The 26,970-nt window shown below is 54.9% G+C and carries 9 protein-coding genes and 3 pseudogenes; 8 read left to right on the top strand and 4 right to left on the bottom strand.

Going from position 1 to position 26,970, the window contains the following annotated elements:
* Positions 1-88: 88 nt before the first annotated feature.
* The 6 genes and pseudogenes from OE747_RS23285 to OE747_RS23265 form a co-directional block, all read left to right on the top strand.
* A pseudogene (locus OE747_RS23285) lies at positions 89-1,177 on the top strand (HsdR family type I site-specific deoxyribonuclease); the annotation flags it as partial.
* A 31-nt stretch (positions 1,178-1,208) separates the two neighbouring features.
* The gene (locus OE747_RS23280) at positions 1,209-1,829 is read left to right on the top strand and encodes a hypothetical protein (RefSeq protein ID WP_263830845.1); all 621 of its coding nucleotides are present in this window, start codon (positions 1,209-1,211) and stop codon (positions 1,827-1,829) included.
* A gap of 113 nt (positions 1,830-1,942) precedes the next feature.
* A complete protein-coding gene (locus OE747_RS24625) occupies positions 1,943-2,287 on the top strand; it encodes an HGGxSTG domain-containing protein (protein WP_318527335.1) in 345 nt (114 codons plus the stop codon).
* Between the two features lie 293 nt (positions 2,288-2,580).
* Positions 2,581-3,513 (top strand): annotated as a pseudogene (locus OE747_RS23275) (IS5 family transposase).
* A gap of 613 nt (positions 3,514-4,126) precedes the next feature.
* Complete coding sequence (locus OE747_RS23270; RefSeq protein ID WP_263830844.1) at positions 4,127-10,909, top strand: Calx-beta domain-containing protein; 6,783 nt, start codon at positions 4,127-4,129, stop codon at positions 10,907-10,909.
* Between the two features lie 36 nt (positions 10,910-10,945).
* Positions 10,946-13,300, top strand: coding sequence for a calcium-binding protein (locus OE747_RS23265; RefSeq protein WP_263830843.1), 2,355 nt, complete (start codon positions 10,946-10,948; stop codon positions 13,298-13,300).
* A gap of 796 nt (positions 13,301-14,096) precedes the next feature.
* Here OE747_RS23265 and OE747_RS23260 read toward each other — a convergent pair.
* The 3 genes and pseudogenes from OE747_RS23260 to OE747_RS23250 all read right to left on the bottom strand — a co-directional run bounded on the left by OE747_RS23260 (position 14,097) and on the right by OE747_RS23250 (position 21,644).
* A pseudogene (locus OE747_RS23260) lies at positions 14,097-15,054 on the bottom strand (IS481 family transposase).
* Between the two features lie 470 nt (positions 15,055-15,524).
* Positions 15,525-15,836 carry a hypothetical protein gene (locus OE747_RS23255; protein ID WP_263830842.1) on the bottom strand — a complete coding sequence of 104 codons (312 nt, stop codon included), beginning with the start codon at positions 15,834-15,836 and terminating at the stop codon, positions 15,525-15,527.
* 78 nt (positions 15,837-15,914) lie between these two features.
* On the bottom strand, positions 15,915-21,644 hold the full coding sequence (locus OE747_RS23250; RefSeq protein ID WP_263830841.1) for a peptidoglycan-binding protein: 5,730 nt from the start codon (positions 21,642-21,644) through the stop codon (positions 15,915-15,917).
* A gap of 104 nt (positions 21,645-21,748) precedes the next feature.
* Here OE747_RS23250 and OE747_RS23245 point away from each other — a divergent pair, with 104 nt between their 5' ends.
* Positions 21,749-22,849 (top strand): peptidoglycan-binding domain-containing protein, encoded by a 1,101-nt coding sequence (locus OE747_RS23245; protein WP_263830840.1) that lies wholly within the window; start codon positions 21,749-21,751, stop codon positions 22,847-22,849.
* 483 nt (positions 22,850-23,332) lie between these two features.
* A complete protein-coding gene (locus tag OE747_RS23240) occupies positions 23,333-26,521 on the top strand; it encodes a Calx-beta domain-containing protein (protein ID WP_263830839.1) in 3,189 nt (1,062 codons plus the stop codon).
* A gap of 115 nt (positions 26,522-26,636) precedes the next feature.
* Here the strand turns inward: OE747_RS23240 and OE747_RS23235 are convergent.
* Positions 26,637-26,970 (bottom strand): hypothetical protein (locus OE747_RS23235; RefSeq protein ID WP_263830838.1); only part of this gene is annotated, 334 nt, incomplete at its 5' end.

The following is a 26,970-nucleotide window of genomic DNA, read 5'->3' as shown; positions in this document are numbered from 1 at the left end:
TGCCGCATCCCCCGACAGCAGCGACATGTAGCTGGCCGCCGAGGTGGTCGCGACGTTGGCGCGCGGCAGGTAGGGGTGCAAAAACCGGTACCAGGTGACCCATCAGATCACCATGGAGGGCAAATACAAGAACCGGTATGACGTGACACTTTTGGTCAACGGCCTGCCTTTGGTGCAGATCGAGCTGAAGCGCCGGGGTCTTGAGATGAAAGAAGCCTTTAACCAAACCAACCGCTACCATAGGCACAGCTTTTCGGCGGGCTATGGGCTCTTTGGATACCTTCAGCTGTTTGTCATCAGCAACGGGGTCAACACGAAGTATTACGCCAATAACCCGGTGAACCGCCGTGACTTCAAGCAGACCTTTTTCTGGGCCGATGAGGACAATAAGAAGATCTCGCAGCTGAGCGCCTTTGCCGAGGCCTTCCTCGAGAAATGCACCCTCAGCAAGATGATCACCAAGTACATCGTGCTGCATGAGAGCGACCAGCTGCTTATGGCGCTCCGACCCTACCAATTCTACGCCGTTGAGCGGATCGTGGAGCGTGTTCAGAACACCACCAAGAACGGCTATATCTGGCACACGACCGGATCAGGAAAAACGCTGACCAGTTTCAAAGCAGCGCAAATCTTAACCCAGAGCCCCCATGTTCACAAAGTTGTCTTTGTGGTGGACCGCAAGGATCTAGATTTTCAGACTATCAAGGAGTTCAACAGTTTTCAGGAAGGCAGCGTAGACGCCACCACGAACACCGCCACACTGGTAAAGCAGTTCGAGAATGACACCCCGCTAATTGTTACGACGCTGCAAAAGCTGAACACCGCGATCAGCAGCCCGCGCCACCTAAAGGCTATGGAGGGCCTGCGCGAAAAGCGCATGGTTTTCATCTTCGATGAATGCCACCGCAGCCAGTTCGGGGAGACGCACAAGCGGATCACGGATTTCTTCGGCAACGTGCAGATGTTTGGGTTCACGGGAACCCCAATTTTTGCCGAGAACGCAGCCAAAAACGCCTTGGGCAGGCCCGCAGCGTCATTGGCAAGTGGCTCAAGGAGAGTTCAGCCAGCGAAGTTCGGGCGGCCTTCCTTGAAGCCCACCACGCAAAAACCTGCGATCCGATCCCCTACATCACCGCAATTCTTAACAAGCCTATACAGCCGACAACAGCTGAACTGATGGCTATGGCGAAAGAGGTCAATGCAAAAAGATGACCATGTTTGATCGAAATTGCCGCGAAACCTTCCTGACGGAAAAGTTCGTGGGTTACCTAAATCGCAAGGTTCCACCTCGCAACTTCACGCCTGAGGTCCAGGCTGACGAGATGGCATCATTGCTTCGTTGCCTAATGCGTTTTGCGCCGAAAAATGGCTACGAGAAATGGTGGCCGAACTTTGAGGATCGACTTGACGAGGAAGCGAAAACCCGTGCGTGGCCGACAGGGGGTGAAATCAAGGCAACGGCAGTCGCAATTTCAGGTCCGTCCTACAGGTACACTGCTAAGGGCGACGAGGTAGATATTCTGGATGTGATTGCAGAGCGTATGAAAGCGGGAGAGCACGTACCTGAGGCGTACGTCTTCGGGCCCTCGGCCGTAGAACTCAAAGAAAGCGGAAAAGTCAGCGAAGATCAAATTCAGCGCTATCGCAAAGGGCTATTCTACAAGCTAAAGGACACCTATGGTGAAGCGACTGCTTTGGCAAAAATAGCAGATTTGCAAGCTCGCCACGACACGGCTGAAGCCGCTGCACGTGAACCGTTCACACAGCAGATCTTACCAAAGGTGAAACCCAATTTGATGGTCGGAACCGAATGGGACGGCCTTGTTTGAGATCTTCTGAAAACCGTCTTGATGGAAAGCAATATTATTGCGGCAACATCCTTTCTGTTCAAACGCGCATCATGGGGTTTGCCGACTATGCTGGCAAATGATGGTGTTCTCTGATGGGGCGACCGAACAAACTATCCAGAATGATTCAGGAACTGTTCAGGTCCAATCCGATCGACTGGGAGGCACTTCGGTCAAGTTGGAGAGCATGTCCGGCGGAAGCTCACAAGCACCCGAATTACCGGAAGTGCTGTACGCGGTGCCTGGGAGATAATTGCGAGCGGATGGCGGAGATCGGCTTGGATTACAATGGCGACCCATTGCCCAAGAGCCAGCGCCCTGTCTGCGGCGCAAAAACCCGCGCCGGCGGCCAATGCCAAGCGCGCGCGGTGCCAGGAAAGCGTCGTTGTCGACTGCATGGCGGCTTGAGCACGGGGCCGAAGGGGAAACCAAAATCTTGACGCCTCAGCCGACAATTTCAAATGAAGCGACTTTCTGGCAAGTGTTTGCGTCCGCGCCGGGCGGTCAGTCCCGCCCAAGGGCATCGAAGGAAACCCGATGACACCTGCATTGGAAGGCGGCGCGGAATTGTGAAAGTAACGATCAGCCGAACTGTTCGTCAACAGCCAATAGCTGGCAACTTGCCCACGTTTGCGTTAAGGTTCCTCGACGGTGCAGCCTTCCAATGGGCGTTGTTACAGAACTCTGAGTTTGAAGGATTCACACTGTGAATCCAAGCAGTTAGACGACCGGCGTGAGCAAACCAACACCTGCCCGCTACCGCACGACGAACTGTTCCAGCTACACTGCTTCGCTGCGCAAGCGCGGGTCACTTTTGATCTGGCTGGACAAGGAGATGACCTGGCTCGCGCCGCATGACGGCAGCCCCGGTCGCCCTGCGGTGTTTTCGGATGCGGCGATACAGTTCTGTCTGTCGATCAAGGTTCTGTTCAAGCTGCCTCTCAGGCAGACTGCCGGAATGGTCGCCAGCCTGTTGCGTCTGGCTGGGCTGGACTGGCCCGTGCCGGACTAAACTACGATGTGCCGCCGTCAGAAGAACCTGGCTGTCCAGATCCCGTATCGCCGCGCCGACGGCCCGCTGAACCTGCTGGTGGACAGCACCGGGATCAAGTTCCTCGATGACGGGGAATCGCAGGCCCGCAAGCATAGTGTTCAGGGACGACGCAAATGGCGCAAGGTCCATCTGGCGATGGATACCGCTACCTCCGACATCCGGGCGGTGGAGTTCACCACCAGCCGAGACGGCGACAGCCCGGTCTTACCGGACCTGCTGGAGCAAATTTCCGAGGGCGAAGATATCGGCACCGTGACCGCCGATGGTGCCTACGACACGCGACGCTGTCATACCGCGATCCTCGAGCGCGACGCCATCCCGATCATCCCGATCCGCAAGAATGGTCGGTTGTGGAAGGAAGACTGCCCGGCCGCAATCGCCAGAAACGAAACCCTGCCGGCCACCCGGTACTACGGCCGGGCCTTCTGGAAGCGCTGGACAGGATATCACGCCCGCAGCCGGATCGAGGCGAAGATGCGCTGCCTCAAATCCTTCGGCGAGCGAATTGCCGCCAAGGACCCCGACCGACAAACCGCCGAAATCCACATTCGCATCGCACTGATCAACCGCTTCAACGCCCTCGGCACCGCCGAGATCGTCCGCGTGGGCTAAAGTCAATGGGGTGCAGCACTAGGCCGCGGCCGCCTAAACTTGAAAAGAAACTGAACCAGAGCCTCGGTTACAAAACGGCCCGGGAAGTCCGAATAACCCTGACGACGGACACTGCGCCCGTCTGCCGTAGAACCAACCTATCCAAGCAAGAAAGGTTGCAGTCCATGTCCCCCGCAAGCGGCCTTCAGGCTCCGAGACTGGCCTTCCAAGCGAGTTATCGGAGGGGTCCAAGTTGATCACGTAGCTGACCCTGGCCCCACCGACGATCCCCTCGACCGGCGAACTCTGCTCTTCCTGCTGCAGGATAACACTTTCAGCGCATCCCTGAACTTCGATGAGGTTGGTGCATTTCCGTGTCTCTGACGACCACCCAGAATTAGTGGAAAACGCTGCTCTGGAAGATCCAGTTTTCAGGAGGCAGAGCATCTTTAGTTGTGATCTACGCTGATCGATGGCACAGTTAACGCTGATAAATTAGAAGTGTTTGCCGTACGACTACTACGTAAGTCTGAGTAAAAAACTGCGGTAAATGGGATGCACGTGGATTTTCGGAATGCCTCTTGGTTATAGTCTCGCTCGTCCGTTGTCGTACGCAAGTGCTCTTGACCACGTAGTGGAAAAGTTTAGCGAATTTTTTGATCGTCCCATGACAGCATACGAGGTGATGGAGACACATTATGCAAGAAACGTTGCCCAAGAACCCTACACGCCGGTAAGATACGCGGACGTAATACTCGGGAATTTTACCCTGCTTCCAGCTGGGGCTTCTGCATTGCATCGTCTCAATGTTCCCTTTGATTCTGGAAACAATGAAAATGCAAAATGGATTAGTTCGAGTGGGTCCTTCGAATTTGTCTATAGATATAGCGATGATGGCTTCAACTTAGTGACAAGCCCTCTCAACCAGGGAACTCTAAATTTTTTTCCCATTGGGGGTGACCTCCTGCCTTTTGGCGGAGCAGCGTTTTCTGGTCATTATTGGATGGATGTACTTCCCTGGATGATCTGGGGAAACACGCTATCTGACAATTATTTTTCCTATGCAGAAAGAAGTCAGCAGTTTTGGGCGGATGGCTCATTATCTGCAATCGTTGACAAGTGGAACGGAGTGACTGACGCATTTCAAATTTGGTTTGGGAGTGCGGATGACAATACGGTACTAGGTAGCAATGAAGCCTACGAGTATCGTGGTCGAGAAGGCAGCGACAGTGTTGATTATTCGACATCGCCCACGGGGGTCACAGCAAGCTTAATCAAAGGCAAGGGTTTTGATGGATATGCGCGAAACGACCGTTACGTCTCGATTGAGAATCTGATTGGTTCATTCGGGCATGATATTTTGGTTGGAGACAATAATGCAAACAATCTGTCCGGTCGCAACGGAGATGATACCCTATTTGGACTCGCTGGAGCAGATGATCTGCGTGGTCAAGAAGGCAACGATGAAATCTATGGTGGATCTGGATTTGATACCATTTTCGGGGGTGCCGGAGAAGATGATATTCGAGGAGAAGGGGGGGCAGATTATCTAAAGGGGGAAACTGGTTCTGATACAATATACGGCGGTCTTGGCACTGATCGTTTGTTTGGTGATGAAAGTGGTGATTACTTAAAGGGTGAAGCCGGGGATGATGAGTTATTTGGGGGAATTGGAAACGACACGCTGTTTGGCGATGAAGACAATGATCGCCTTATGGGAGAGGGGGGCGACGATACGCTCAACGGTGGTTCCGGCAACGAAGACATTGCCGTGTTTGAATATAATTGGGAGTTTTATACACCTCTGTCGATGTCATCGGCGACCAATTTTCAGCTTCGTCGGGACCGTTACGGTTCGGAAACGGATACTCTTCTTAGCATAGAGAAGCTTGAGTTTTCAAACCGCACCTTCAACACCATTCAAGAGTTTTTTAATGCATACGCGAATCGAATAGCATCAACAGAGCCAGTAGATCCGCCGCCGCCCTCCCCTGAGCCAAGCGATCCGGTTTATGTTCCTCCATCCACGCCACTTCCACCCCCGACGCCGACTAGTGTTCCAATTCTGACCGTCTCGGGAGAAACCGTACGTGAGGGCGACAGCGGCACCCGATACCTCGATTTTCAAATTTCATTGAGCCATGCTGCAACTACTCCGGTCACGTTTCTGGCCATTCCCGTCGGCGGCAACAACATGGGAGAGGCCACTGTCGGTGAAGATTTCAGACCGCTCTCATCGGCAAGCTTTACCATACCGACCGGAGAGTCCTCGCTCACCGTGCGCGTCCCGATCATCGGCGACACACGCGTTGAGGGAACCGAAACAGTCAGATTGTTCATATCGAGCCTTTCCGGTGCCGAGCCCGCCCCAGGTACAATCATTCCGGTTGCCACCGGTTACATTTCGGATGACGATTCCGCTGCACCGCCCCCGGAACCGGACCCCGAAACCACTCCGGCCGGGCCGGTTTATCTGACCATCGAGACCAATGATCCAAGCGAATACGAAGGCCCGGAAGGGTCCTTTGTGGAGTATGACTTCATCATAAGGCGGTCCGGAGATCTGTCGGTCCGAACGGATTACAGGATTGAGTTCGAGGGGTATGGCGCCACACCGGCCAGCGCGGATGATTTCGAGCCCAATGCATGGAACGACGAGCTGGGCAGCTTCGGACCTGGTGAGGATCGCGAGCGATACACGATCCGGTTGCAGGGAGACAGCATTCAGGAAGCGCACGAATACTTCCGGGCCGTTCTTTCTTCGCCTGAGTCCAACGCGATCATAACCGATGGCACAGCCTATGCGGCGATACTCAACGACGATGGCGACACCCTTCCAACGCCAGCTGGTGAAGTGTATCTGAGCATCCGCGCCTTGCAGGCTGAGGTGGTCGAGGGGACATCGGATACAAGAGGCACGCCAATCCAGTTTGAAATCACGCGAACTGGCGATTTGGCGCAGGTAACCGGTTTCAATTTCTCCGGGGGAAGAGGAGAACAGGAAACGCTTGCCGGCAACAGCGGCCCCAACTCGGACTGGAATGGGTATTCTTCGAGTGGGCATCGCTTTGAGGTTGGTGAGGCTACGTATACTCTGACGCGCTACGTGGAGGCCGACGACTACAACGAACCCGACGAATGGTTGAATGCACGTATCAGGGCGATCAGCGACTACCCCAATGTGGAAATCCTCGAAGATACAGCTTCGGTTCTGATCCGTGACGATGATGGCCCCGCTCCCGCGCAAATCACCACGACGCCGGGGACCATCATGGAATCTGATGGCGTACAGACCGGGTATGTCCGGGTTCATCTTTCGCACGCGATGTCGGTTCCTGTTTCGATGGCGTACAGGATCTATGGAAACGAAGACGAAAATGATCTGGGTTTGGGCTCCACCACTGGCGCCACCCCTGACTTTGTCGCCCAGTCGGGCATTTTCACGATCGAAGCTGGACAGATTTTTGCCGACCTTCCGGTTACTATTCTTGGTGACGCTTTAGCGGAAGACATAGAATTTGCCGGCGTCGAGTTCGAAGATCCAGTGAACGGGTATTTTGGTCATTCCAGCCAGGACTGGTGGGAATCCGGACTCATTATTGTGGATGATGACCAAGCCGGGAGCTTTTTTCCAAACTACGAAGAACTGTCATCGCGAGCTATCGATCTTGGCAGGTTCGAGCCGCACAGTCTTCGCCAACACTTTTTTGAACTGAATGGAACTGACGAAGAGATTGTCTATCGTTTCGAGGTTGGATCGGATGTGGTTATTCGCACCGATCGGCTCCGACCAGATTTTATATTTGACTCAGGCGGCAATCTGCTCAGAACGGACGTCGGCTCGTTTGATTATCTCCGGGAAACACCGATTGGAAATACGATCGGGGGCCACATGGTCTTCTCCCCAGGGGAGTATTTCGCGGTCTACTCAGGTGCCTTTTCCCAACCGGATACTGCCTACAAAACGGAGTTCCTTACCCTTCCCGCACAATCCTCGCTTCCAACCCTGTTTATCAGATCGGAGCGGCCGCGAACCCTGCATGGCGTCGAAGTATTTGAAGATCTGACTATCGGCGAGGGCCATCCAAACTATCAGGCCCCAAGGTTCCGTTTGTCCCATGAGGTTGGGCACGAGGTATCTTTTGATTACCGGATAGTCGGGTTGACTACGGATGAAATGGATTTGTCTTCAACATCATCCGGCTATTCCCCATTCGCCGGGCACATTGTTTTCGAACCTGGCGACACCCTTGAGGTCGAGTTCCTTCATGGCGTTCAGGATAACGAATATGAAGGTCTGGAATACTTCGAACTTGAGATCTTCAATGTCGTTGGTGCAGTTCTTCCCAATGGTCAGGCGACCTTTTCTCGTCGCGGCGTGATCGTCGATGATGATGAGAACCCCAATCCGGAGTTCGAGCTTCTGCCGGTTGTTCTCGACAGAGCAGAAAACAGCGGCAACCCCGGCCTGTTTACCTTCCGTGTCGATCGCCCCTCTGGTCACAGCGCCGAGGCGGCTTCGGTTGATTGGGTTGTGCGTGGCGATGGTTTTGCGCCAGCTTCGGGTCAAGACTTTGTTGGTGGCAACCTCCCCTCAGGAAGGCTCGATTTTGCACCGGGTGAAACGAGCAAGATCGTGACCATCGAGGTTGCGGGTGACCGCTTCGCTGAAAGCGACGAGACGTTTACTGTTTATCTGCACAATCCGAGCCCGGGATTCTCGATTCACAACGGTAGCGTTTCGGGAACGATACGAAACGACGATGGTATCGCGAACGCGACTTTTGGAAATGGAGTAGTAACCACTGGAACCTCGTTTGCCTTGGGTCCACAGGATTACCACATCATTGGGACGGGGACGTCCGCTATCGAGCTGGTAGGAAACGCCTTTGCCAACTCGATTTCAGGCAACAATGTTTCAAACACCATCTTGGGGTATGGCGACAACGACCGGCTATTTGGTCTGGATGGGGGTGATCGGATTATCGGTCATGCAGGCGATGATTTCCTTGATGGCGGAGCCGGTAATGACACCCTGACAGGCGGACCTGGCAAAGACACCTTCCATTTGTCGGCCGGGATGGGGTGGGATCGGGTTACAGATTTCGAGCCTTCTGATGACCAACTGGACTTCAGCGACTTCGGTGTGACGTTGACAGAAATTGCAACGATCGGGGTCAATGCATCCGGGCATCGAGTGATCGATTTCGGCGGGGGAGACAAGATTACACTTATTGGGGTTCCACTCAATTATGAACCTTCAGGAACTTTAGTTGTTTCGGGTGAGCTACAGGAGGGAAATCGGCTGACCGCGGACATTTCCGCGGTAACCGACGCGGACGGTTTCGACCCAGCCTCGGTGAGCTATCGTTGGCTGCGCGATGGGGCCGTCATTTCCGGGACCCGTGACGCCAGCTATCTGCTGACACAGGATGACGTCGGGGCACGCATCTCTGTTCGAATGTCGTACACAGACGACTTTGGGACTGCAGAGCGGCTGTCCAGCACCCCGACCGGCGCGGTCGAGAACGTTAACGATGCCCCCACCGGGTCGGTGACAATCTCGGGCACCGCGCGGCAAGGGGAAACGCTCACCGCCAATACCGACGGCGTTTCTGATCCCGACGGTATCGACACATCCACCGAGGCGGGCCAGTGGCTGCGCAACGGCACGCCCATCGCGGGTGCGACCGGCGAGACCTATACCCTGACCCAGGCGGATGTCGGCGCGCAAATCTCGGTCGTGTTCACCTACACCGACAATTTCGGCACCAGTGAAAGCGTCACCAGCGCCGCCACCGGCGCGGTCGAGAACGTGAACGACGCGCCCACCGGGGCGGTGACGATCTCGGGTTCGGCGCGGCAGGGCGAGACCCTGACGGCGGATGTGTCGGGCGTGGCCGATGCCGATGGCATCGACAGCGCGACCGCAAGCGGCCAATGGCTGCGGGGCGGAGTGGCGATTTCCGGGGCAACGGAGGCGTCTTACGAGTTGACGCAGGACGATGTCGGGGCGGCGATCAGCTATGTCTACAGCTATACTGACGGGTTCGGCACCAACGAGAGCGTCGCCAGCGCGGTAACGGATGCGGTCGAGAACGTGAACGACGTGCCCACCGGCGCGGTGACGATCTCGGGCACTGCGCGGCAGGGCCAGACCCTGACCGCCAATACCGACGCGGTGGCCGATGCCGATGGCATCAACGAAGCCACCGAGGCGGGCCAGTGGCTGCGTAACGGCACGCCCATCGCGGGCGCGACCGGCGAGACCTACACGCTGACGCAGGCGGATGTCGGCGCCCAGATTTCGGTCGTGTTCACCTACACCGACAATTTCGGCACCAGTGAGAGTGTCACCAGCGCCCCGACAGGCGCGGTCGAGAACGTCAACGACGCCCCCACCGGCGCGGTGACGATCTCGGGCACCGCGCGCGTGGGCGAGACTCTCAGCGCCAATACCGACGCGGTGGCCGATGCCGATGGCATCAACGAAGCCACCGAGGCGGGCCAGTGGCTGCGCAACGGCACGCCCATCGCGGGCGCGACCGGCGAGACCTACACCCTGGTGGCTGCCGATGCCGGTGCCCAGATTTCGGTCGTGTTCAGCTATACCGACAATTTCGGCACCAACGAGAGCGTCACCAGCGCCGCCACCGGACCAGTTGCCGGCGGATCCTTGAGACTGCTCGGCACCCCCGGACGCGACACACTCGACGGCGGCGATGGCAATGATGAAATCCTGGGCTTTGAGGACAATGACGTCCTGCGTGGCTTTGCCGGCAACGACACGCTGTTTGGTGGCGATGGCGCCGACACGCTGAACGGCGGCGATGGCAACGACGTTATCTTCGGCGGCGAAACCGAACACGACCTCCGCGATGTCATCTTCGCCGGTGAAGGCGACGATAGCGTCGATGCCGGTTTCGGCAATGACCAGATCTTCGGCCAGGGCGGCAACGACACCATCGCGGGCGGTTTCGGCGTGGACGAGATCCAGGGCCAGGACGGCAATGACGTGATCACCGGCTCGGCGTTTTCCGACCTCATCTTCGGCGGCGCGGGCAACGACTTCGTCAATGGCGGCTTCGGCTCCGACCGGATCAACGGCGGCTCGGGCGCGGACAAGTTCTTCCATGTCGGTGTCTTGGGCCACGGGAATGACTGGGTGCAGGACTATAACGCCGCCGAGGGCGACGTTCTCCTCTTCGGCAATGCCTCGGCCACCCGTGACCAGTTCCAGGTGAATTTCAACCACACCCAGAATGCCGCGGGCGAGCGTGCCGGTGACGACGCGGTGCAGGAAGCGTTTGTCATTTATCGCCCGACCGGCCAGATCATGTGGGCGCTGGTGGATGGTGAGGGGCAAGGCTCGATCAACCTGCAAATCGGATCGGAGGTGTTCGACCTTCTGACCTGATCCACCTTACCAACAGCCCTTCATGCGAGGTATGCGATGACTTTGGCCAGTACCATCTTTCTGAACCCCACCGAGCCTGTCGACCTCGGCGCCGCATCTGGTTCTGCTGCGGTTGTCGCGCTGCCCGATGGCAGCTACCTCATTGTCCACACCCGGTGGAACACCCCCGGCGGTAGTGACAACAGGCTGGCGCACAGTTCAAACACGACCGCGCAACGATACGATGCAAACGGCACCCCGCTTGGCGAGGCATTCGAACTCTTCTCGTCTGACGGCGGCCTGCTCGGCGTTGATTTCGAAAGCAGGACCCTGCCGGATGGGCGCGTATTCGTTAACCTCACAACGGTTATGTCCGGCGGCGGCGGTGCCGCGACCCTGCATGTCAGGGAACTGGGCGGCGGCGGTGCGCCCGTTGCCGATCCGGTGCAACTGTCCGGCGCCCCGATTGAACGCTACAGCCATTTCAGCACCGAGGTTCTGGCTGATGGTCGGATCCTGGTGGTCGGGCAAGTGGGCAGCGCCCTTGTCACCCAGCTCTTCGGAACCGACGGCCTCCCCGCCGGAAGCGCGACAGAAATCGTTCCCAGTGTCGGTTTTGGCGGGCTTGTTGCCACCCAGACGGCCCCCGATGGTCAGGTTCTGGTGATCTGGCGCGAGCAGAATTACGAAAGCAGCCCGTTCAGCGTCGAAGATCCCATCGCCCAGTTCAGGGCCACCTTTCTGAACCCCGCCGATGGCAGCACCTCACCCGTCTTTGTATTGCGCGCGCCCGATCCATTGTTTCAAGGCGGCGATGGGCTTATCAGTATCGAACATCTGGAGATATCCGACGCCGGGGTTTTGGCGATCTGGAGCCAATTCGAATATGACGTGTTCCAGAACCGCTCCAACGTGACTTTCGAAAGGTTCGATCTCGATGGCACCCCGCTTGGCGAGACGATGGTCCTGGGGCCTGTGACCGGAACAGAATTGTCGGTCGCGCCAATGGGTCAAGGACTTTACCTGTTCGGGTGGGCCCGCACCGGTGTCTATCCCGAGCCGAACACCGGCATCGACCTGAAAATCTTCGATGCCAGTGGCCAAGGTTTCCTTTCGCAGATTTCCCCCTTCACCTCTGAGATCGAAGACGGGTATGTCCGGGGGCCTGTGGTCGCCCGTGTCGGCGACCGGATCGTGGTCCTTGGCAATGTGGATGGCAATACGCAGATGCGCCTGCTGGACGCGCGCGAACCGGTTTCGGGCACTGCGGGCGACGATACCCTGAACCTGACCGAGGCGGGCTATCTCCTGGGGCTCGACGGCAACGACCTGCTTATCGGCTCCGACCAGGCGGATGTCCTGGACAGTGGTCGCGGTCGGGACGAACTGCGCGGCGGCGGGGGCGACGACCTGCTGATCGCGCGCGACGGCAACAACACGATTGACGGCGGCGCCGGTAATAACTTGCTTTTTCTCGATCCCATCCCCACGCCACTGGTCTTTGGCGAGACGGCCCTGCTTGACCCCGACGGAACCCTGCGCCTGCATCACGGCGACATGGTCGAGACGATCCGCAACATCCAGTATCTCAAGATCGGCGAGGGTTTCGAGACACCTTTGAACAGTCATCTGATGGCCTGGTCGCAGGAGGGCGAACACGACTTCATCCTGGGCTCTGCCGAGGGCGAAACACTGGATGGTAACGAGGGCAACGACCGTATCCAGGGGCGCGGCGGAAACGATACCCTGTTCGGGGGGATCGGTGAGGACCAGTTGTTCGGTGGCGAGGGTTCGGACGAGATCCATGGTGGTGATGGCAATGACTATATCCACGGTGCCGACCCCTTGGCTGACACTACCAGCGACTTGCGCGACGTGGTCTATGCCGGGTCGGGGGACGATACCGTCCATGGTGGCTATGGCAACGATCTGATCTACGGGATGGACGGCGATGACATCATCGCGGGCGGGTTCGGCGTGGACGAGCTGATCGGCCAGGGCGGCAATGACGTGATCACCGGCTCGGCATTCTCTGACGTCATCTTCGGCAATGATGGAAATGACTTTGTAAACGGCGGCTTTGGCCATGACCGGATCAATGGTGGCACCGGCGCGGACAAGTTCTTCCATGTCGGGGTCGAAGGGCATGGCTCGGACTGGGTACAGGACTATAGCGCGACCGACGGCGATGTGCTGTTCTTTGGAAACAGCTCGGCCACGCGTGCGCAGTTTCAGGTCAACTTCGCCCATACCGAGAATGCTGCAGGCGAGCGTGCCGGGGAAGACGCAGTGATGGAGGCATTTGTGATCTATCGCCCCACGGGACAGATCATGTGGGCCTTGGTCGATGGCGAGGGGCAGTCTTCGATCAACCTCCAGATCGGTGCGGACGTGTATGATCTGCTGGCTTGATCAAATTCAAGTTTGGGTCTGGGCCCGCCAGCGAAGGAAACAGCTATGAAAATAAATGTTCAGAGTTTCACCAGCTTCCCAAGCGTTACTCCCAAAGACCGCTGGGTCAGGCTTTTCAAGATGCCCCGGTAAGCGTTGCGGTTTCAATAATGAGCAAACTTCGGTCAGGCACTTGCATCCGCGCCGGGCGGTCAGTCCCGCCCAAGGGCATCGCAGGAAACCCGATGACACCTGCATTGGAAGGCGGCGCGGACTTGTGAAAGTAACGATCAGCCCAACTTGTCGTCAACAGCCAATAGCTGGCAACTTGCCCCCTTTCCGTAAAGGTTTCTTGACGGTGCCGCCTTCCAATGGCGGTCTGCACACTTGGGTTTCACCCACTCGCACCGCGTGTCCGCCATTGCGTACGAAACGGGCGCCGTCGTCGTTATTGCATATTCGGTTCAAGCAGGTGTTCTGCTGTGATGGCAAACTGTCTATCGACAGCTCATGTTCCCGAGTGGCTCCAGGGTCTTGTCCAGGCAAGTTCGACGGCCGATGTATCGAAAGATTCCTCACCCTGTTTCCAAACATGTCCTGGTTGGCCAGTTCGGAAATCCTTCATCATGCTTGCCAAGAACAACGGCAAAAGCCATGCTACGTCTGGCGGGGTCGTCTTCCAAACCGTAGGCAGCATTGTTGCCGATCGATGTTCACCAGAACTTGGCCTCGTTGCTGAAGTGTCCCAGATCGATTTCGCCGGTCATCGGTGCATGGTGTGGACGGGTGTCATGTCGTGTTGTCGAAGACGGTCTATCTAGGTGTTCAGTCCCGGCATCTGGTGGATCGGATTGACGATGAATCTATCTGGCTCTGAAGTCCAGATCTTGCAGATGTATTCGTAGGGCGTGAGGCCGCTGAGCGTCTTGAGGCGGCGTGCGAAGTTATAAGCGGCCATGAAGTCGGCGAGGTGGCCACGAAGTTGATCGTGACTTCGTAGTGGAAGCGTTTGACGGTCGCGTCCTTGATTGTCCGGTTCATGCGCTCAACCTGGCCGTTGGTCCACGGATGGTTGGGCTTGGTCAGGCGATGCTCTATCCCGTTGGCCTCGCAGATCATGTCGAAGCGCATCTGCCGAGAATAGGCGGTGTTTCGGTTCCGGGGCTGCTCGGCGAACTGGATGCCATTATCCGTCAGGATCGTGTGGATACGGTAGGGAACGGCCTCTAGCAGATGCTCCAGGAACTCCCAGGCCGTCCGCCTGTCAGCCTTTTCTACGATCTGGGTGACCGCGAACTTGCTCGTTCGGTCGATTGCCACGAACAGATATAGTTTGCCCTCGGCGGTCGGCACTTCCGCGATATCCATATGGAAGAAGCTCCCTCCCGGCAGATTGCGGCGCAATCGCCTGTCGGACGATGGATGGGATAGCGCTTGAACCTCTGCCGTTTTGGCTTGTCGCCTTCAACATCCGGTAGCCTCGAGATGCCATGCCGCTGCAGGCACCGGTGCAGCGTCGAACGAGGCAGATGCGGGATTGAGGGCTGCATGGCATAGAGACAGTCGTCCAGAGGAAGCAGTGTGTGTCGATGGAATGCAACCACCATCGCCTCGTCGGCCTCGCTGAGAACGGTCTAGTGCGGTTCCTTCGGGCCTGTTTTGCGATCCTCTACCGTCTCGCGATTGCGCCATTTCGCGACCGTCTTCGGGTTGATCCCGAGTTCCCGGCTCAGCGCCGCGGTCGAAGCTTGCGATCGCTGTATTGCAGCTCGGATGGCGTGCGTGCCCTATCGGCAGATTTGCTTGGCAAATCGCCTGCCGGGTAACAGTGCGTGGCGCTGTCGTGACGAACTTGTCCCATAGTGCTTCCTTCCATTCATGCGAAAGGATCACACCATCAAACCCTGGGATCAAACACCTAGGCTCCACCAAAAGCTTAAAAAATCCGATGACTACGGGGCGCATTTTCGGGGTGCACCCCCGTCGGGGTGCATTTCGACCCGCAACATGGGCAATATGGGTAACCTTAGGTCGAGACGGCTAGTCTGCGGCCCGACGGCTTGCCGTCAGAATCACCCCATCAGCATCGCTATCGCCAGCCAACCGACCACCGCGCCTAGTACTACCTGCACCAGCAGACCGGCAACCACCGCACCCGGTGCGGGCCGAGGCGGTGTGATCAGCACGACGACGGGGCGGGGCGGGTTCGTCCGTGACGGGCAAGCGGGTGCGCAGATCGACGACGTCACCCATGGCGGAAGCCTTCAATGAAGATTTCACGGGCAGGTTCCGGGCCAACCCGACGTCCGTCAACACGATAATTTATCAGGCCCAACTGCCCTGGATGCGGTAGCACCCTCACTACGATGTCGCTGGGCAGGTTGAGATATTTCAAGCTGTCCCGTACCCACGATCCGCAGGCCAACACCACTGGCACGCGATGGCGCAAGACAAGTTCGCGGTTGTATGCCGCACCATCCTTGATGTCGGATCGACAACCATCGAACCACGGGACCGCATTCAACGGCAGGTAAGCCGTCAGCGGGATGTCGTTCACGTCGAGTGCGTGACGACACAGTCGGGCCGTCGGATCGTCATTCAGGACTCCGACTGTATGCCTGAGAACCATCAATGCCTATGGATTTGGGTTCGGATGGGCGGTCAATGTCATCTTTTTGCCTTCCGCCCAGTCGTATCTGAACCAAGGGCTATTATCAGGATTGCGACCTATCTCAATCGCCTTCAGTTGGCAGAATCCAAACAGTTGACCTGGATTCGGATTCTCTATCCTTTCACATATTATGCGAGTCTCAATTTTTCTATTTGGAATTTTCTTCATCAAAAAGTGTAGGCGTTCCGCTTGAGTTTCATCCTTGAAGTGTAGCGGGATAGCCTCGGTGAAAGCGATTTCAGAATTTCTGTAATACAAAATATTCGGCTCCATTTTACATCTGCCAAATGAATATTTCGTAAGGCGAGAAAAGGAGTTTTCCTTATCCGTGGAGCGCAATTGAATCTGAATAGTCCCCGATTTAATCTTGGGGCTTTGAGATGCCGGGGCTTTAAGATTCAGGAAACTTGGTATGCAAAAGTAGAATGCATCCATATTAAAATCGTAGTGCGGAACAGGAACCAAATGAGAGTATTCAAACTGCTGGCGAGCTAATCTTGCGCCAATAGTATTCGCCTGATCTCGATAGGATTGGATAATTCGACGTCGCTCTGCTCTGGCCTCGAACTGGTCAACTGATGGAGCGACACTCAGAACTCGTTCAAAGGCGTCATCTCCGACACCCTGAAACGCACTCAGCGCCAGATACTCATTCCAAGTCAATTCCTCTAGTGATCTTGTATTGGATCCAATTGATGCCGGAGCCTTCGGGTCCGGAAGCTCAACGACATTGGTTTCTTCAACCATAGGACCCTTGCAGGTCTCTGGCATTAGCTTTTCCAACCCGTTGCAACTCTCAACCCACCATGCTTCGGTTGAGCCAAAATGGATGTCATACGCAGACCACTTGCCTTTCTCGAAAGAAAGAAAGCCACTAATCCACCTTGGATCAATATCTTCCAACGGAAATTTCCGCAAGTTTGGATCACGAAACTCTGATGGGTTGATCGGCTTTCCCCCTGGGCGTTGCGCGAGGACTTCTATATAAGAAAGATCTCCAGAAACACGAATGGAATCTACCACGAATTGGATGGGCGAACCGAACTTCTGTTCCGCTTTTACACGGACGGCATCGAGAATAAGCTTTCGCAAGGGATCTCCACGGGCAGGGGAGGAATAGGTGGTCGCTCCTTTATCTAAGTTTCTTTCGCTTTTCTTGCGTTTCACGTCCATTAGTTGGGGTATCTGAAGTGTGGTGTCGCTGATGTAAATGACATTATTATCACCTTGCAAACTAAGACCTATGACATCGTTTTCCCGGAGGACGTGATCTGGTACGAATAGGGTAGTCTCGATATGCGGTCCGGTCAGGGTTTCGTTTTGAAAGCGCAATCCATATTCGGACGTGAAGCTGGTTTTTGGCTTACAATCTTTGCACAGCACTCTTGGCGTAGCAGATAGGAGTAAACGAAAGTTTTCTCCCGCTTTTAAGGCATTGTAGCGCGCGTTAGGATTGTGCTTTCCGTTAGCTTCGCGTACAGTTAGACGCAGGCCTTGGGACTCGAAGATACCCTCGACCTTCAGTGTGCCAACTATACCTTGTTGTTGGCCTCCCCAATCCAGTTTTACGTTTAAAGTGAAGTCAGGCTTAGTTGTCCCGCTTACGCCAAATTTTGTACTGATCGATGTTACATAGCTAACGTCCCCAGTATAAGGCGTTAACACGTAAATTGCGTCATCGGATAGGCATTCATTGACTGCTGAGCAGTATTCACCATGTCTGTTTTTTTCACAAAGTTTTCCGGCCGAGACACGCATTTGATCGAGTGTTGGAACGAGATTATCGTCCTGAACAATCCAAAATGGCGAAAATTCATGTTCGCCTGGAAGCGTTCCCAAAGAGATCGTTGTAGACGCTACGTCTTTTTGCCCACTTGAAATTGTATAGTTGTTCCCGGAGAAGGCTTCCAGAACTTCCTTGGACGAGAGCGCTCTGCCTGGTCTCACGCATCCCTGAAGAGGCGTTGTGCCGATTTCAGATTGTTGGTTAGAAGTATAGTTTCCCTCGAAGCCATTCTTGAAGAGTGTCGTTTGGTCGCCCAAGGCAACCAGAGTTCGGTGATCAAGTTCGCCAGTTCCGGCATTGATGCCTATCTCTTTCTGGAACTCGGCAAGCGCCCTACGCGTTTGTGACCCGATTGAGCCATCCATTGCTCCAGCCGCGTACCCTCTCATATTCAACATGTATTGGACTAGTTTCGATTTCTCGTTGAGCAGTTCTGCGTCAAAGGACTGAACTTGAACCAGATCGCTTCTGTCGAGCATTCCCATGTACTGGCGATTGACCTCTCTACCATCCTCGTCGAAGTCCACAAGAACCACTGCGCTGGCAATCCAGTCACAGGCACGACAACTCTTCGTGAACTCAGTTTCAAAAGAAAACCGTTGTCCCCCATTCGGGAGTCTGCGGTGTCCAATAACCTTCCCATACCATCCGGTGGCCTCCGGAAACCGGCGTTGCAGGTCGACTTCAACGGGGTCCTGAGGCAGCTTCGAAATTTCATTAGCAGGGTATTCTGGAAAGTCTATTCCATCTGGGGAGGCGTTAAGTAAGAGCGCTGTGGTCTCCCAGTAAGGGTGATCGACCATTGCCATGTCTACCTTTCCCAGCTCCACAAAACTCTGAGGAACAGCCGCAAAATCCAGATGTTGCCAAGCTTGAGCGACAAACTCACTGGTGCTTTCACTATAGCCGAGGCCGACAAGGCATTCCTTGTTTCGATCATTTTCGCATGGCCGATAATGTCTGTTTTGCGAACCATCGACAATTGAACTTGTCCAATCGCGCTTTGAGCTTGATAGCGAGGTCAGAGCGTTTGGTTCGGGATTGCTCTGACGGAACCAAGCTGACCAGTTTCGCCTTAGTGCACTGTCATCTGGACACTTCGTAAACCGGCGTGGTGCCGTGTCGCTTGAAGCATCCGGCATGTCCAGATCGATGAAACTGTCGTTCGACAGAACATTGAAGCGCCAAGTTCTTGTGGCGCTTTCGTTAGCCTCGAAACATGTGCCCCTGTAAAGAGTAATACCATTGCGAATGTCAGTGCGTGTTGTTTCGCATGCTCCTTCCGCACCCCATGTGATGCTGCTACCCTGAATTATGCGTTGAGACAGATGGTTGTCTTCGTACGGCAGGCTCTCAAGAGCGCATTTTGCAGAATTGTCTACGTACATCCCAGACAACAAAGGTGTGTTCGCGGTTACATCATTTGGGATTACTGCCCCTGCACAAGGTGCGTTGACACCATCCGCGCCAACGAGAGCTTGAACAGTTGCCGTATCAGGCTGTCCGGTCGGAGGCAGACAATGCTCTGTCTGAAACTCCATAAGTGCGGTCCGCGTTTGAGGTCCTGGATAACCATCCATTGGTCCAGCTTCATAGCCAAGCGAGTTTAGAGCGTATTGGAGAACCTCTGGCGTGCCACGAACAAAATGTGCGGCTGGTCTCTCAAGCCGGTAACCTCGAATGTGATTGAGAGCGATTCCTACGAGGCCAATATTGCGTTCCTGAATGATTTGACCGGCGGAATCGATCTCAATAGCCTGCAGTGCAACACCTGAGTTTTTACAGGCACGGCATTTGCTCAACGGATGAGCGACTACGAAAAGTTGCCTGCCATCGGGCAGTGTCCGGTGTCCCGAAATACTCGGACGCGTGGACGATACGCCAACGTTTCTATTCATAAATGCGCGGCTGGCATCATCGCTGAAATTGTGCAGTTCTTCGAAGATTCCGCCAATGACGCGTATCCCAATTTTTCCATTCAATAATGCAGGAAGTACTATTGGTGATGCTCCATTGAACTCCGTCACTGCAAGGTCAACATTGCCAAGTTCAATGAACTCGGTCGCAAAGACGTCGCCAGCAAGATCGCCATGAGCTGCGTCGAGCGCGAATTTAATCGCCTGATCAGAAAGACCTTTTTCTTTCAGGCAGTTACTCTTGTCCGAGCGATTGCGACATGGTCCGTATCCCAATTCAATCTCAGGGCTTACAACAACTTCTGGCCCCCACTCATCCGACATAGACACTGGAGCATCATCAAACTTTCGCGGCGGAGGAAAATTTGAGATCAAGGTAGTCAGATCGTAACTGCCCTCGATTGAGCCTACAATCGTCGGGCCCGTGCAGCCAGTGTCGATACAAGCCAGAATGTCGTAGTCCATTGCGATCCAATGCGAACCAATCCAACGTAGCGTTTCGAGTCTTGGAAAGGTCCACTGGCCGCGTTTTACATCGTCGGTAGTTGCAATCCCCGACGCACCTTTCGATGTATCGAGAAATAGCGAATCAGCCTGCCATTCGCTGGCGGAAATTGGAATGACGACAAACCGTTCGTCTGGCGACCAAGCTACGGGCGGTAGTGCTACTCGGGCGTCACTCGGAGTAGCCGCAGAGTGAACAGCGGTCTCTGGAATTATCTCTGAATGCACCACGCGTTTTTCGCGGAGGTCAAGAAGCGCAGCGCGCTGCCCTCCGGTATCGAGGTCCCATTGCAGCAGCAATCCATGCCGGGCTTGGGGTGAAATAAAAAGGCGCAGTTCCGAAATGGTTGGATCGGCCGCGGCGGAAAAGAGTGGGGTGCCTCGGTAGGTTGTGCTACCGTCGGCTGCAACCGCTATATCGCCTGCGGTTTCTCCCGGCCGAATAATCCGGCGCGCATTTTCTGTCACTATCCATTCAACTGGTATCATCGTGTTGGACGTTTCTGAAGCAGTAGGCTCTGCCTCGGCGACGAGTGGGGTTGCCTCACTAACTGGAGGCGTAGTTTGATTGACGCCTCTTGGCACCTCAACTTCGGTCAGAAGAGGGGTCGTAACCAATTCAGTTCTTTTCGGCGTGTCGAGATGGCTACGTATGAAAGCCCTTCGTAGAAAAGCTTTGGGATCGATCCAATCGGACGCAAAGTCTGTCGTGTTTGTCACGTTGCCATCGGGATAAATTTTGCCGAATTTGGGATGTAGGTAACGGTGAAGCCCCTCAAACCGCCCGGCCTCGAAATGTAGTTGGCAACCTTCGGCGCCACCGGTATCTCCGATAAATCCGATCTGTTCTCCAGCCTGGATCGTCATGTTGAGCTTCCAGGGATTTCCGTCGGCGTTCGCCGGTGCGTTCAGCATGTGAAGGTAGATCGAGTATTCCAACGGATCGCTGTCGTCATGACGAAGGACCAGCGCATTTCCGGCGACCTCGACGAGATCGCGGCCGTTGCGATTTCGATCGATCTCGATTTCCATTAAATCTTTATCGTTTACGTCTGCTGATATAACTCTGATTACCGTTCCAGTACGAGGAGCTATGATCGGAACACGTGGTTCGCTGCAGTTCATTTGTCCTTGGAGACCTATATCGATTCCTTGGTGCGTTACTTGCCCATAGGACGGGAACTCTCCATGCCCAAATCCGGTCATCACACTTTCGCCAACCAACATCCGGTGCCAAGCTGGGTCTTCTGGAAGACCCGAGAAGCCGATCTGGCCGGACAAGATGGACCGAGCTGGTGCGCTGTCGGGGTATTGTTCAGTGATGGCAGATAGAAGCCGCCGTCTGTAGAGTTCATTAGAAGTGGCTCGCGAGTCTGTTGCCGCATCCAAAAACAGTTGTCCTGCTACATCTTCTCCTGATTGCGCAAAGGCGACGAATGCCCCGAACAACATCGACACCGCAATCGCCACAAAACGAAACGTGGTCAATCGTCCTTACCTCCTACCGCTACCTGGATCGAAGGTAGCGATCCAAAGTCATATCTGGCAAGCTTTCAGCTCAGAAACTAGGGAGCCAATTGGGTGAGCAAATCATGTTAGGCGTCATTCGCAACATGGGCCTCAGTGCCACTTTCGTCATGTTTATGATCCCTCCAGTTGCCGCGGAGGATGGCGCCGATACGCTATTTGCCCAAGCTAAGTCATTGTACAGCGGTTCCGAAACCAGCTACTCCGACCTCGAACAAATGCAACAGATCTTCGATCAGATCGTCGAGCAATACCCTGAATCGGATTTGGCTGTCGGTATCCTCCTTCAGGATACAGTCGATGGATTGGATCTGGCTTCGTTTGCGCAGCAAATTGAGGCTTCAGTGCCTGAGCAATCGGAAATCGGTAGCGATAATCGGCGCAACACAATCTTTGATCAGGAAGTCGCTCCTGAGGCGGCGGTCTGCATTGCGACTGCGCTTGACGGCATAGGTGAAAACAAATTGTCGATTCGGGTCGAGTTGGATGCAGGCGGTAGTGTTTCCGGAATCCCGGAGCTCATCGAACCGAACGAGCCAGACACTTCTGCGCGTAAGCTGTTCCTGTCTGCCGTGGGGGCAATAGACAGTTGTGCGCCATACAGTATTGGGGAAGCAGGTCGCCGGTTTGTAGTGACAATAGTCAAGGATGCGGTCGTAATAGTTGAAGATTTCGTAGAGGTGATTCGTGCGCCAGGCGCAACGTTGCCTTCTCGTTCGCAGCAATATCCGACGAATACAGACGCACCACCAGTGTTCCTTCCGGCTCCAGGTAACCTCGCGGAGTCAGACGCTCCGAATGACTTGCAAGCCTCGGCGAATGTTCCGAACCCTGGCAACCAACACAGCGAGGACGCATTGCAACTGAAGAAGGCCGATCGAAGAGAACTGCAGCATCGGCTGAGACTCAGCGGACATAATCCAGGTGGCGCTGATGGAGTTTTCGGTAGCAAATCGCGTCAGGCAATATCGTCCTGGCAGCGTGAAAACCGAATTTTGCCGACCGGTTACTTTAACGAAGGTCAATTGGAATTGCTTAAAACTCAGACTGAGATAGCCTATCAGGAGTACGAAAAAACTCGCCCGAAACGGCGTCGCGTGAAAGTTTGTGGCGCGGCTTTTCTGGGTCTGCGGTCATGCCGTTACGAGTACCGCTATTACAAGTAGAGAGCACTCCTAAGTCACCAGCCTTGCTCTGAAAAAGGTTTGTCGGTGTGAACGTCTTAGGCCGTGCTGACAAAAGGGATTCACACCGCTGCGTGGGCGTGCTCTAAGCCGGTATCTGCAATGGAGATCTGCTTGGCACGAGACCTGATGTTGGACGGGGAATGGACGTTCTTTGAACGGTTCATCCTAGTGTTCAGAGACGGTTCCTGAAAACTGAACAGCCGGGATAAGTGGATTTTCCGTGCAACAGCAGCATGATGCTGCGAGCGAGGAGAAGACCATGACAAGACGACCGCGCCGGAACCAGAGCCCGGCCTTCAAGGCGAAAGTGGATCATAGTTCATAAGCTACAGGAGCCTGAAAAAAGCTTGACCAAACGATAGGTCTTATCAAGATTAAGTTACCGTGCCTACCAATCACGGAAGCGATGAATTTTTCTTCGTTTTTTTAAATTGCATACAGTGGAATGTTTGGGGGAGCAAAATGTCTGTATTGTCCGTTTCCGGTGGGTCAGATCGTGAGGGAACCAGTTGGAGGGATGATGACCACGTCCTGACCTGGCGCTTTACACTGAGCGAACCATCGGACAGCGAAGTGACGGTCTATTTTCGGATTCTGGACGGAACAGGAGAAGTCGAAACCGATGTTTCCACCCGTCGGTATGAATCGATCGTGTTTGCCCGAGGGGAGACAAGTAAGACCTTTAGCATCGGGATTGCTGCTGATGAAGCCGATGAGCATGACGAATCCATAGTAGTCGAAGTCTATCGAGTGGTGAACGCCGCTCTTGAGGGCGGCCGAAGCACATTGACTTCAACGTCCTGGATACTTGACGATGATGGTAGTTCCTCTGATCTGTCGATTTTCGTTTCGAACCCGTTGCTGATCGAGACCGACGAGGGGCGACAGACCGCTGTCTTCCAGATTTCGTTATCTCGGCCGGCGCCAGAGGCGTTCGAAGTCCATTTCAATACCTTCGATGGCACGGCGACGGCAGGCGAGGACTACGAGGCAACTTCTGGTACGCTGTCATTCTCCGCGGGTCAAACAGTTGCGACCGTCGAGGTGCCGGTTTTCGGCGACAACACAGTTGAGTTCGCTGAAAGCTTCTACCTGAACGTGGATGCTCCATTACCGGTGGTTGCGACGACGACAGGTCATGCGCAGATATTGGATGATGACTCCGGGGACAGTGTCTTGTTGCCAACTGTTTCCATCTCTGGATTTTCGGAACGTGAGGGAACCGGATATTGGGATGATGACCACGTCCTGGCCTGGCGCTTTACACTGAGCGAACCATCGGACAGCGAAGTGACGGTCTATTTTCGGATTCTGGACGGAACAGGGGAAGTCGAAACCGATGTTTCCACCCGTCGGTATGAATCGATCGTGTTTGCCCGAGGGGAGACAAGTAAGATTTTTAGCATCGGGATTGGCGATGACGAAATCAATGAGCATGACGAATCCATAGTAGTCGAAGTCTATCGAGTGGTGAACGCCGCTCTTGAGGGCGGCCGAAGCACATTGACTTCAACGTCCTGGATACTTGACGATGATGGTAGTTCCTCTGATCTATCGATTTTCGTTTCGAACCCGTTGCTGATCGAGACCGACGAGGGGCGACAGACCGCTGTCTTCCAGATTTCGTTATCTCGGCCGGCGCCAGAGGCGTTCGAAGTCCATTTCAATACCTTTGATGGCACGGCAACGGCAGGAGAGGACTACGAGGCAACCTCTGGTACGCTGTTATTCTCCGCGGGTCAAACAGTTGCGACCGTCGAGGTGCCGGTTTTCGGCGACAACACAGTTGAGTTCGCTGAAAGCTTCTACCTGAACGTGGATGCTCCATTGCCGGTGGTTGCGACGACGACAGGTCATGCGCAGATATTGGATGATGACTCCGGGGACAGTGCCTTGTTGCCAACTGTTTCTGTCTCTGGGTTTTCGGAACGTGAGGGAACCAGATATTGGGATGACAGCCACGATCTGACGTGGCGTTTTACGCTCAGCGAACCATCGGCCAATGAGGTGACGGTCAGTTTCCGGGTGATTTCAGGTACCGCCGAACTTGGTATAGACGTGTCTACGACGCGCACGACGACTATCACCTTTGCTCCAGGTGAAACGAGCAAAGACCTATTGTTGCGTATTTCTGACGATACAGACGACGAGCGAGATGAGTCGGTCATTGTCGAGGTCTACAATCCTATTAATGCAAGATTGGAAGGCGGTTCTACGGTTGTCCGAGAAACCGCATGGATAAATGACGATGACGGAGATGCAAATGACCTTGCTCTTCAAGTTTCAAACGTAACGATTGTAGAAACTGACGAAGGTGCCCAGAACGCCGAGTTTGAATTGTCATTGTCAAGACCGGCGCCGAGGGAGTTCCAAGTAACCTATAACACTTTCGATGGCACTGCGAGAGCAGGTGTGGACTATGAGGCAACCGCCGGGACGCTCTCGTTTCACGAAGGCCAAAGTAGGGCGAAAGTCCTAGTCCCCATCTTTGGCGACAATACGATCGAGTTGACCGAGATATTTTCTCTGAATGTCGTCGGGCCAAGTATTCCGGTTGTCGCTGTGTCACCACCCGGCCAGGCCGAGATAGTAAATGACGATGTGCAGAATGCGCCTAGTGCTGCGAGCGACACTTATACGGTCTCCCAGGGAGTCGAAAACTTCTTCGATGCTTCGAACGGCGTTTTGTCAAATGACAGTGACCCGGAGGGCGATGAACTCGTTGCTCGACTTCAAACTACAACTTCTAACGGTACACTTACATTTTTTGAGAATGGCAGTTTTTCATACACTTCGAATGAAGGGTTTTTGGGAGAAGACCGCTTCACGTACAGGGCATTCGATGGAGTTGATCAAAGCGCCTCTGTCGACGTCATAATCAATGTTGAAGAGTTCGTTGCACCACGTGATCTGCTACTAACTGGTACGCCGAACGAAGATACCCTTGTTGGGGAAGCAGGAAACGACACACTCTTAGGCCTCGGTGCAAATGACCGACTCGCTGGTGAAGCAGGTAATGACAACCTGGATGGTGGGCTTGGGGCCGATACGTTGAACGGTGGCGATGGCGATGATACGATCATCGGGGGACCCGCTGCAGATGACTTGCGCGATGTGATTTATGCGGGCGAGGGCAACGACAGTGTCGACGCGGGCGCTGGAAACGACCTGGTTTTTGGTCAGGGCGGAAATGATACGATCGCAGGCGGTTTCGGTGTGGATGAACTGCAGGGTCAGGACGGTGATGACGTGATCACAGGTTCTGCCTTCTCCGACCTCGTATTTGGCGGAGCGGGGGACGACTTTGTCAACGGCGGATTCGGTTCTGACCGCATCAATGGAGGTAGCGGCGCTGACAAATTCTTTCATGTTGGCGTCGAAGGCCACGGTTCGGACTGGCTGCAGGACTACTCCGCCGCTGATGGAGATGTGCTTCTATTTGGTATTGCGTCCGCCACCCGCGAACAGTTTCAGGTCAACTTTGCACACACTGAAAACGCAGAGGGTGAGCGCTCAGGTAACGATGCGGTGATGGAGGCCTTCGTGATCTACCGCCCGACGGGACAGATCATGTGGGCACTTGTGGATGGCGCGGGGCAATCTTCGATCAACCTCCAGATCGGCGCGGACGTGTATGATCTGCTGGCTTGATCAAATTCAAGTTTGGGTCTGGGAGCGCCTGCGCCGTAAATCGCTTTGAATCAAAATGTTCAGAGTTTCATCAGCTTCCCCAGCGTTACTCCCAAAGACCGCTGGGCCAGGCTTTTCAAGATGCCCCAGTAAGAGCTGCGGTTTCAATAATGAGCAAACTTCGGTCAGGCACTTGCATCCGCGCCGGGCGGTCAGTCCCGCCCAAGGGCATCGCAGGAAACCCGATGACACCTGCATTGGAAGGCGGCGCGGACTTGTGAAAGTAACGATCAGCCCAACTTGTCGTCAACAGCCAATAGCTGGCAACTTGCCCCCTTTCCGTAAAGGTTTCTTGACGGTGCCGCCTTCCAATGGCGGTCTGCACACTTGGGTTTGAGAACGGCGGTGCAAAAGTCTGCCACGGTAGCGGCGGGATAGGCCTGCTGCGGGCGGTGTAAAAACCGGCCACT

It is taken from the genome of Ruegeria aquimaris (genome assembly GCF_025751555.1).
In the GTDB taxonomy this organism is placed as follows: Bacteria; Pseudomonadota; Alphaproteobacteria; order Rhodobacterales; family Rhodobacteraceae; genus Ruegeria_B; species Ruegeria_B aquimaris.
Note: the sequence above shows the minus strand (reverse complement) of the source record. Positions and strands in the feature narration are given on the sequence as shown.

What these genes read in the sequence shown, in the direction of transcription:
- OE747_RS23280 (WP_263830845.1), top strand. Translation starts at nt 1,209, where the DNA reads ATGACCATGTTTGATCGAAATTGCCGCGAAACCTTCCTGACGGAAAAG.
- OE747_RS24625 (WP_318527335.1), top strand. Translation starts at nt 1,943, where the DNA reads ATGGGGCGACCGAACAAACTATCCAGAATGATTCAGGAACTGTTCAGG.
- OE747_RS23265 (WP_263830843.1), top strand. Translation starts at nt 10,946, where the DNA reads ATGACTTTGGCCAGTACCATCTTTCTGAACCCCACCGAGCCTGTCGAC.
- OE747_RS23245 (WP_263830840.1), top strand. Translation starts at nt 21,749, where the DNA reads ATGTTAGGCGTCATTCGCAACATGGGCCTCAGTGCCACTTTCGTCATG.
- OE747_RS23240 (WP_263830839.1), top strand. Translation starts at nt 23,333, where the DNA reads ATGTCTGTATTGTCCGTTTCCGGTGGGTCAGATCGTGAGGGAACCAGT.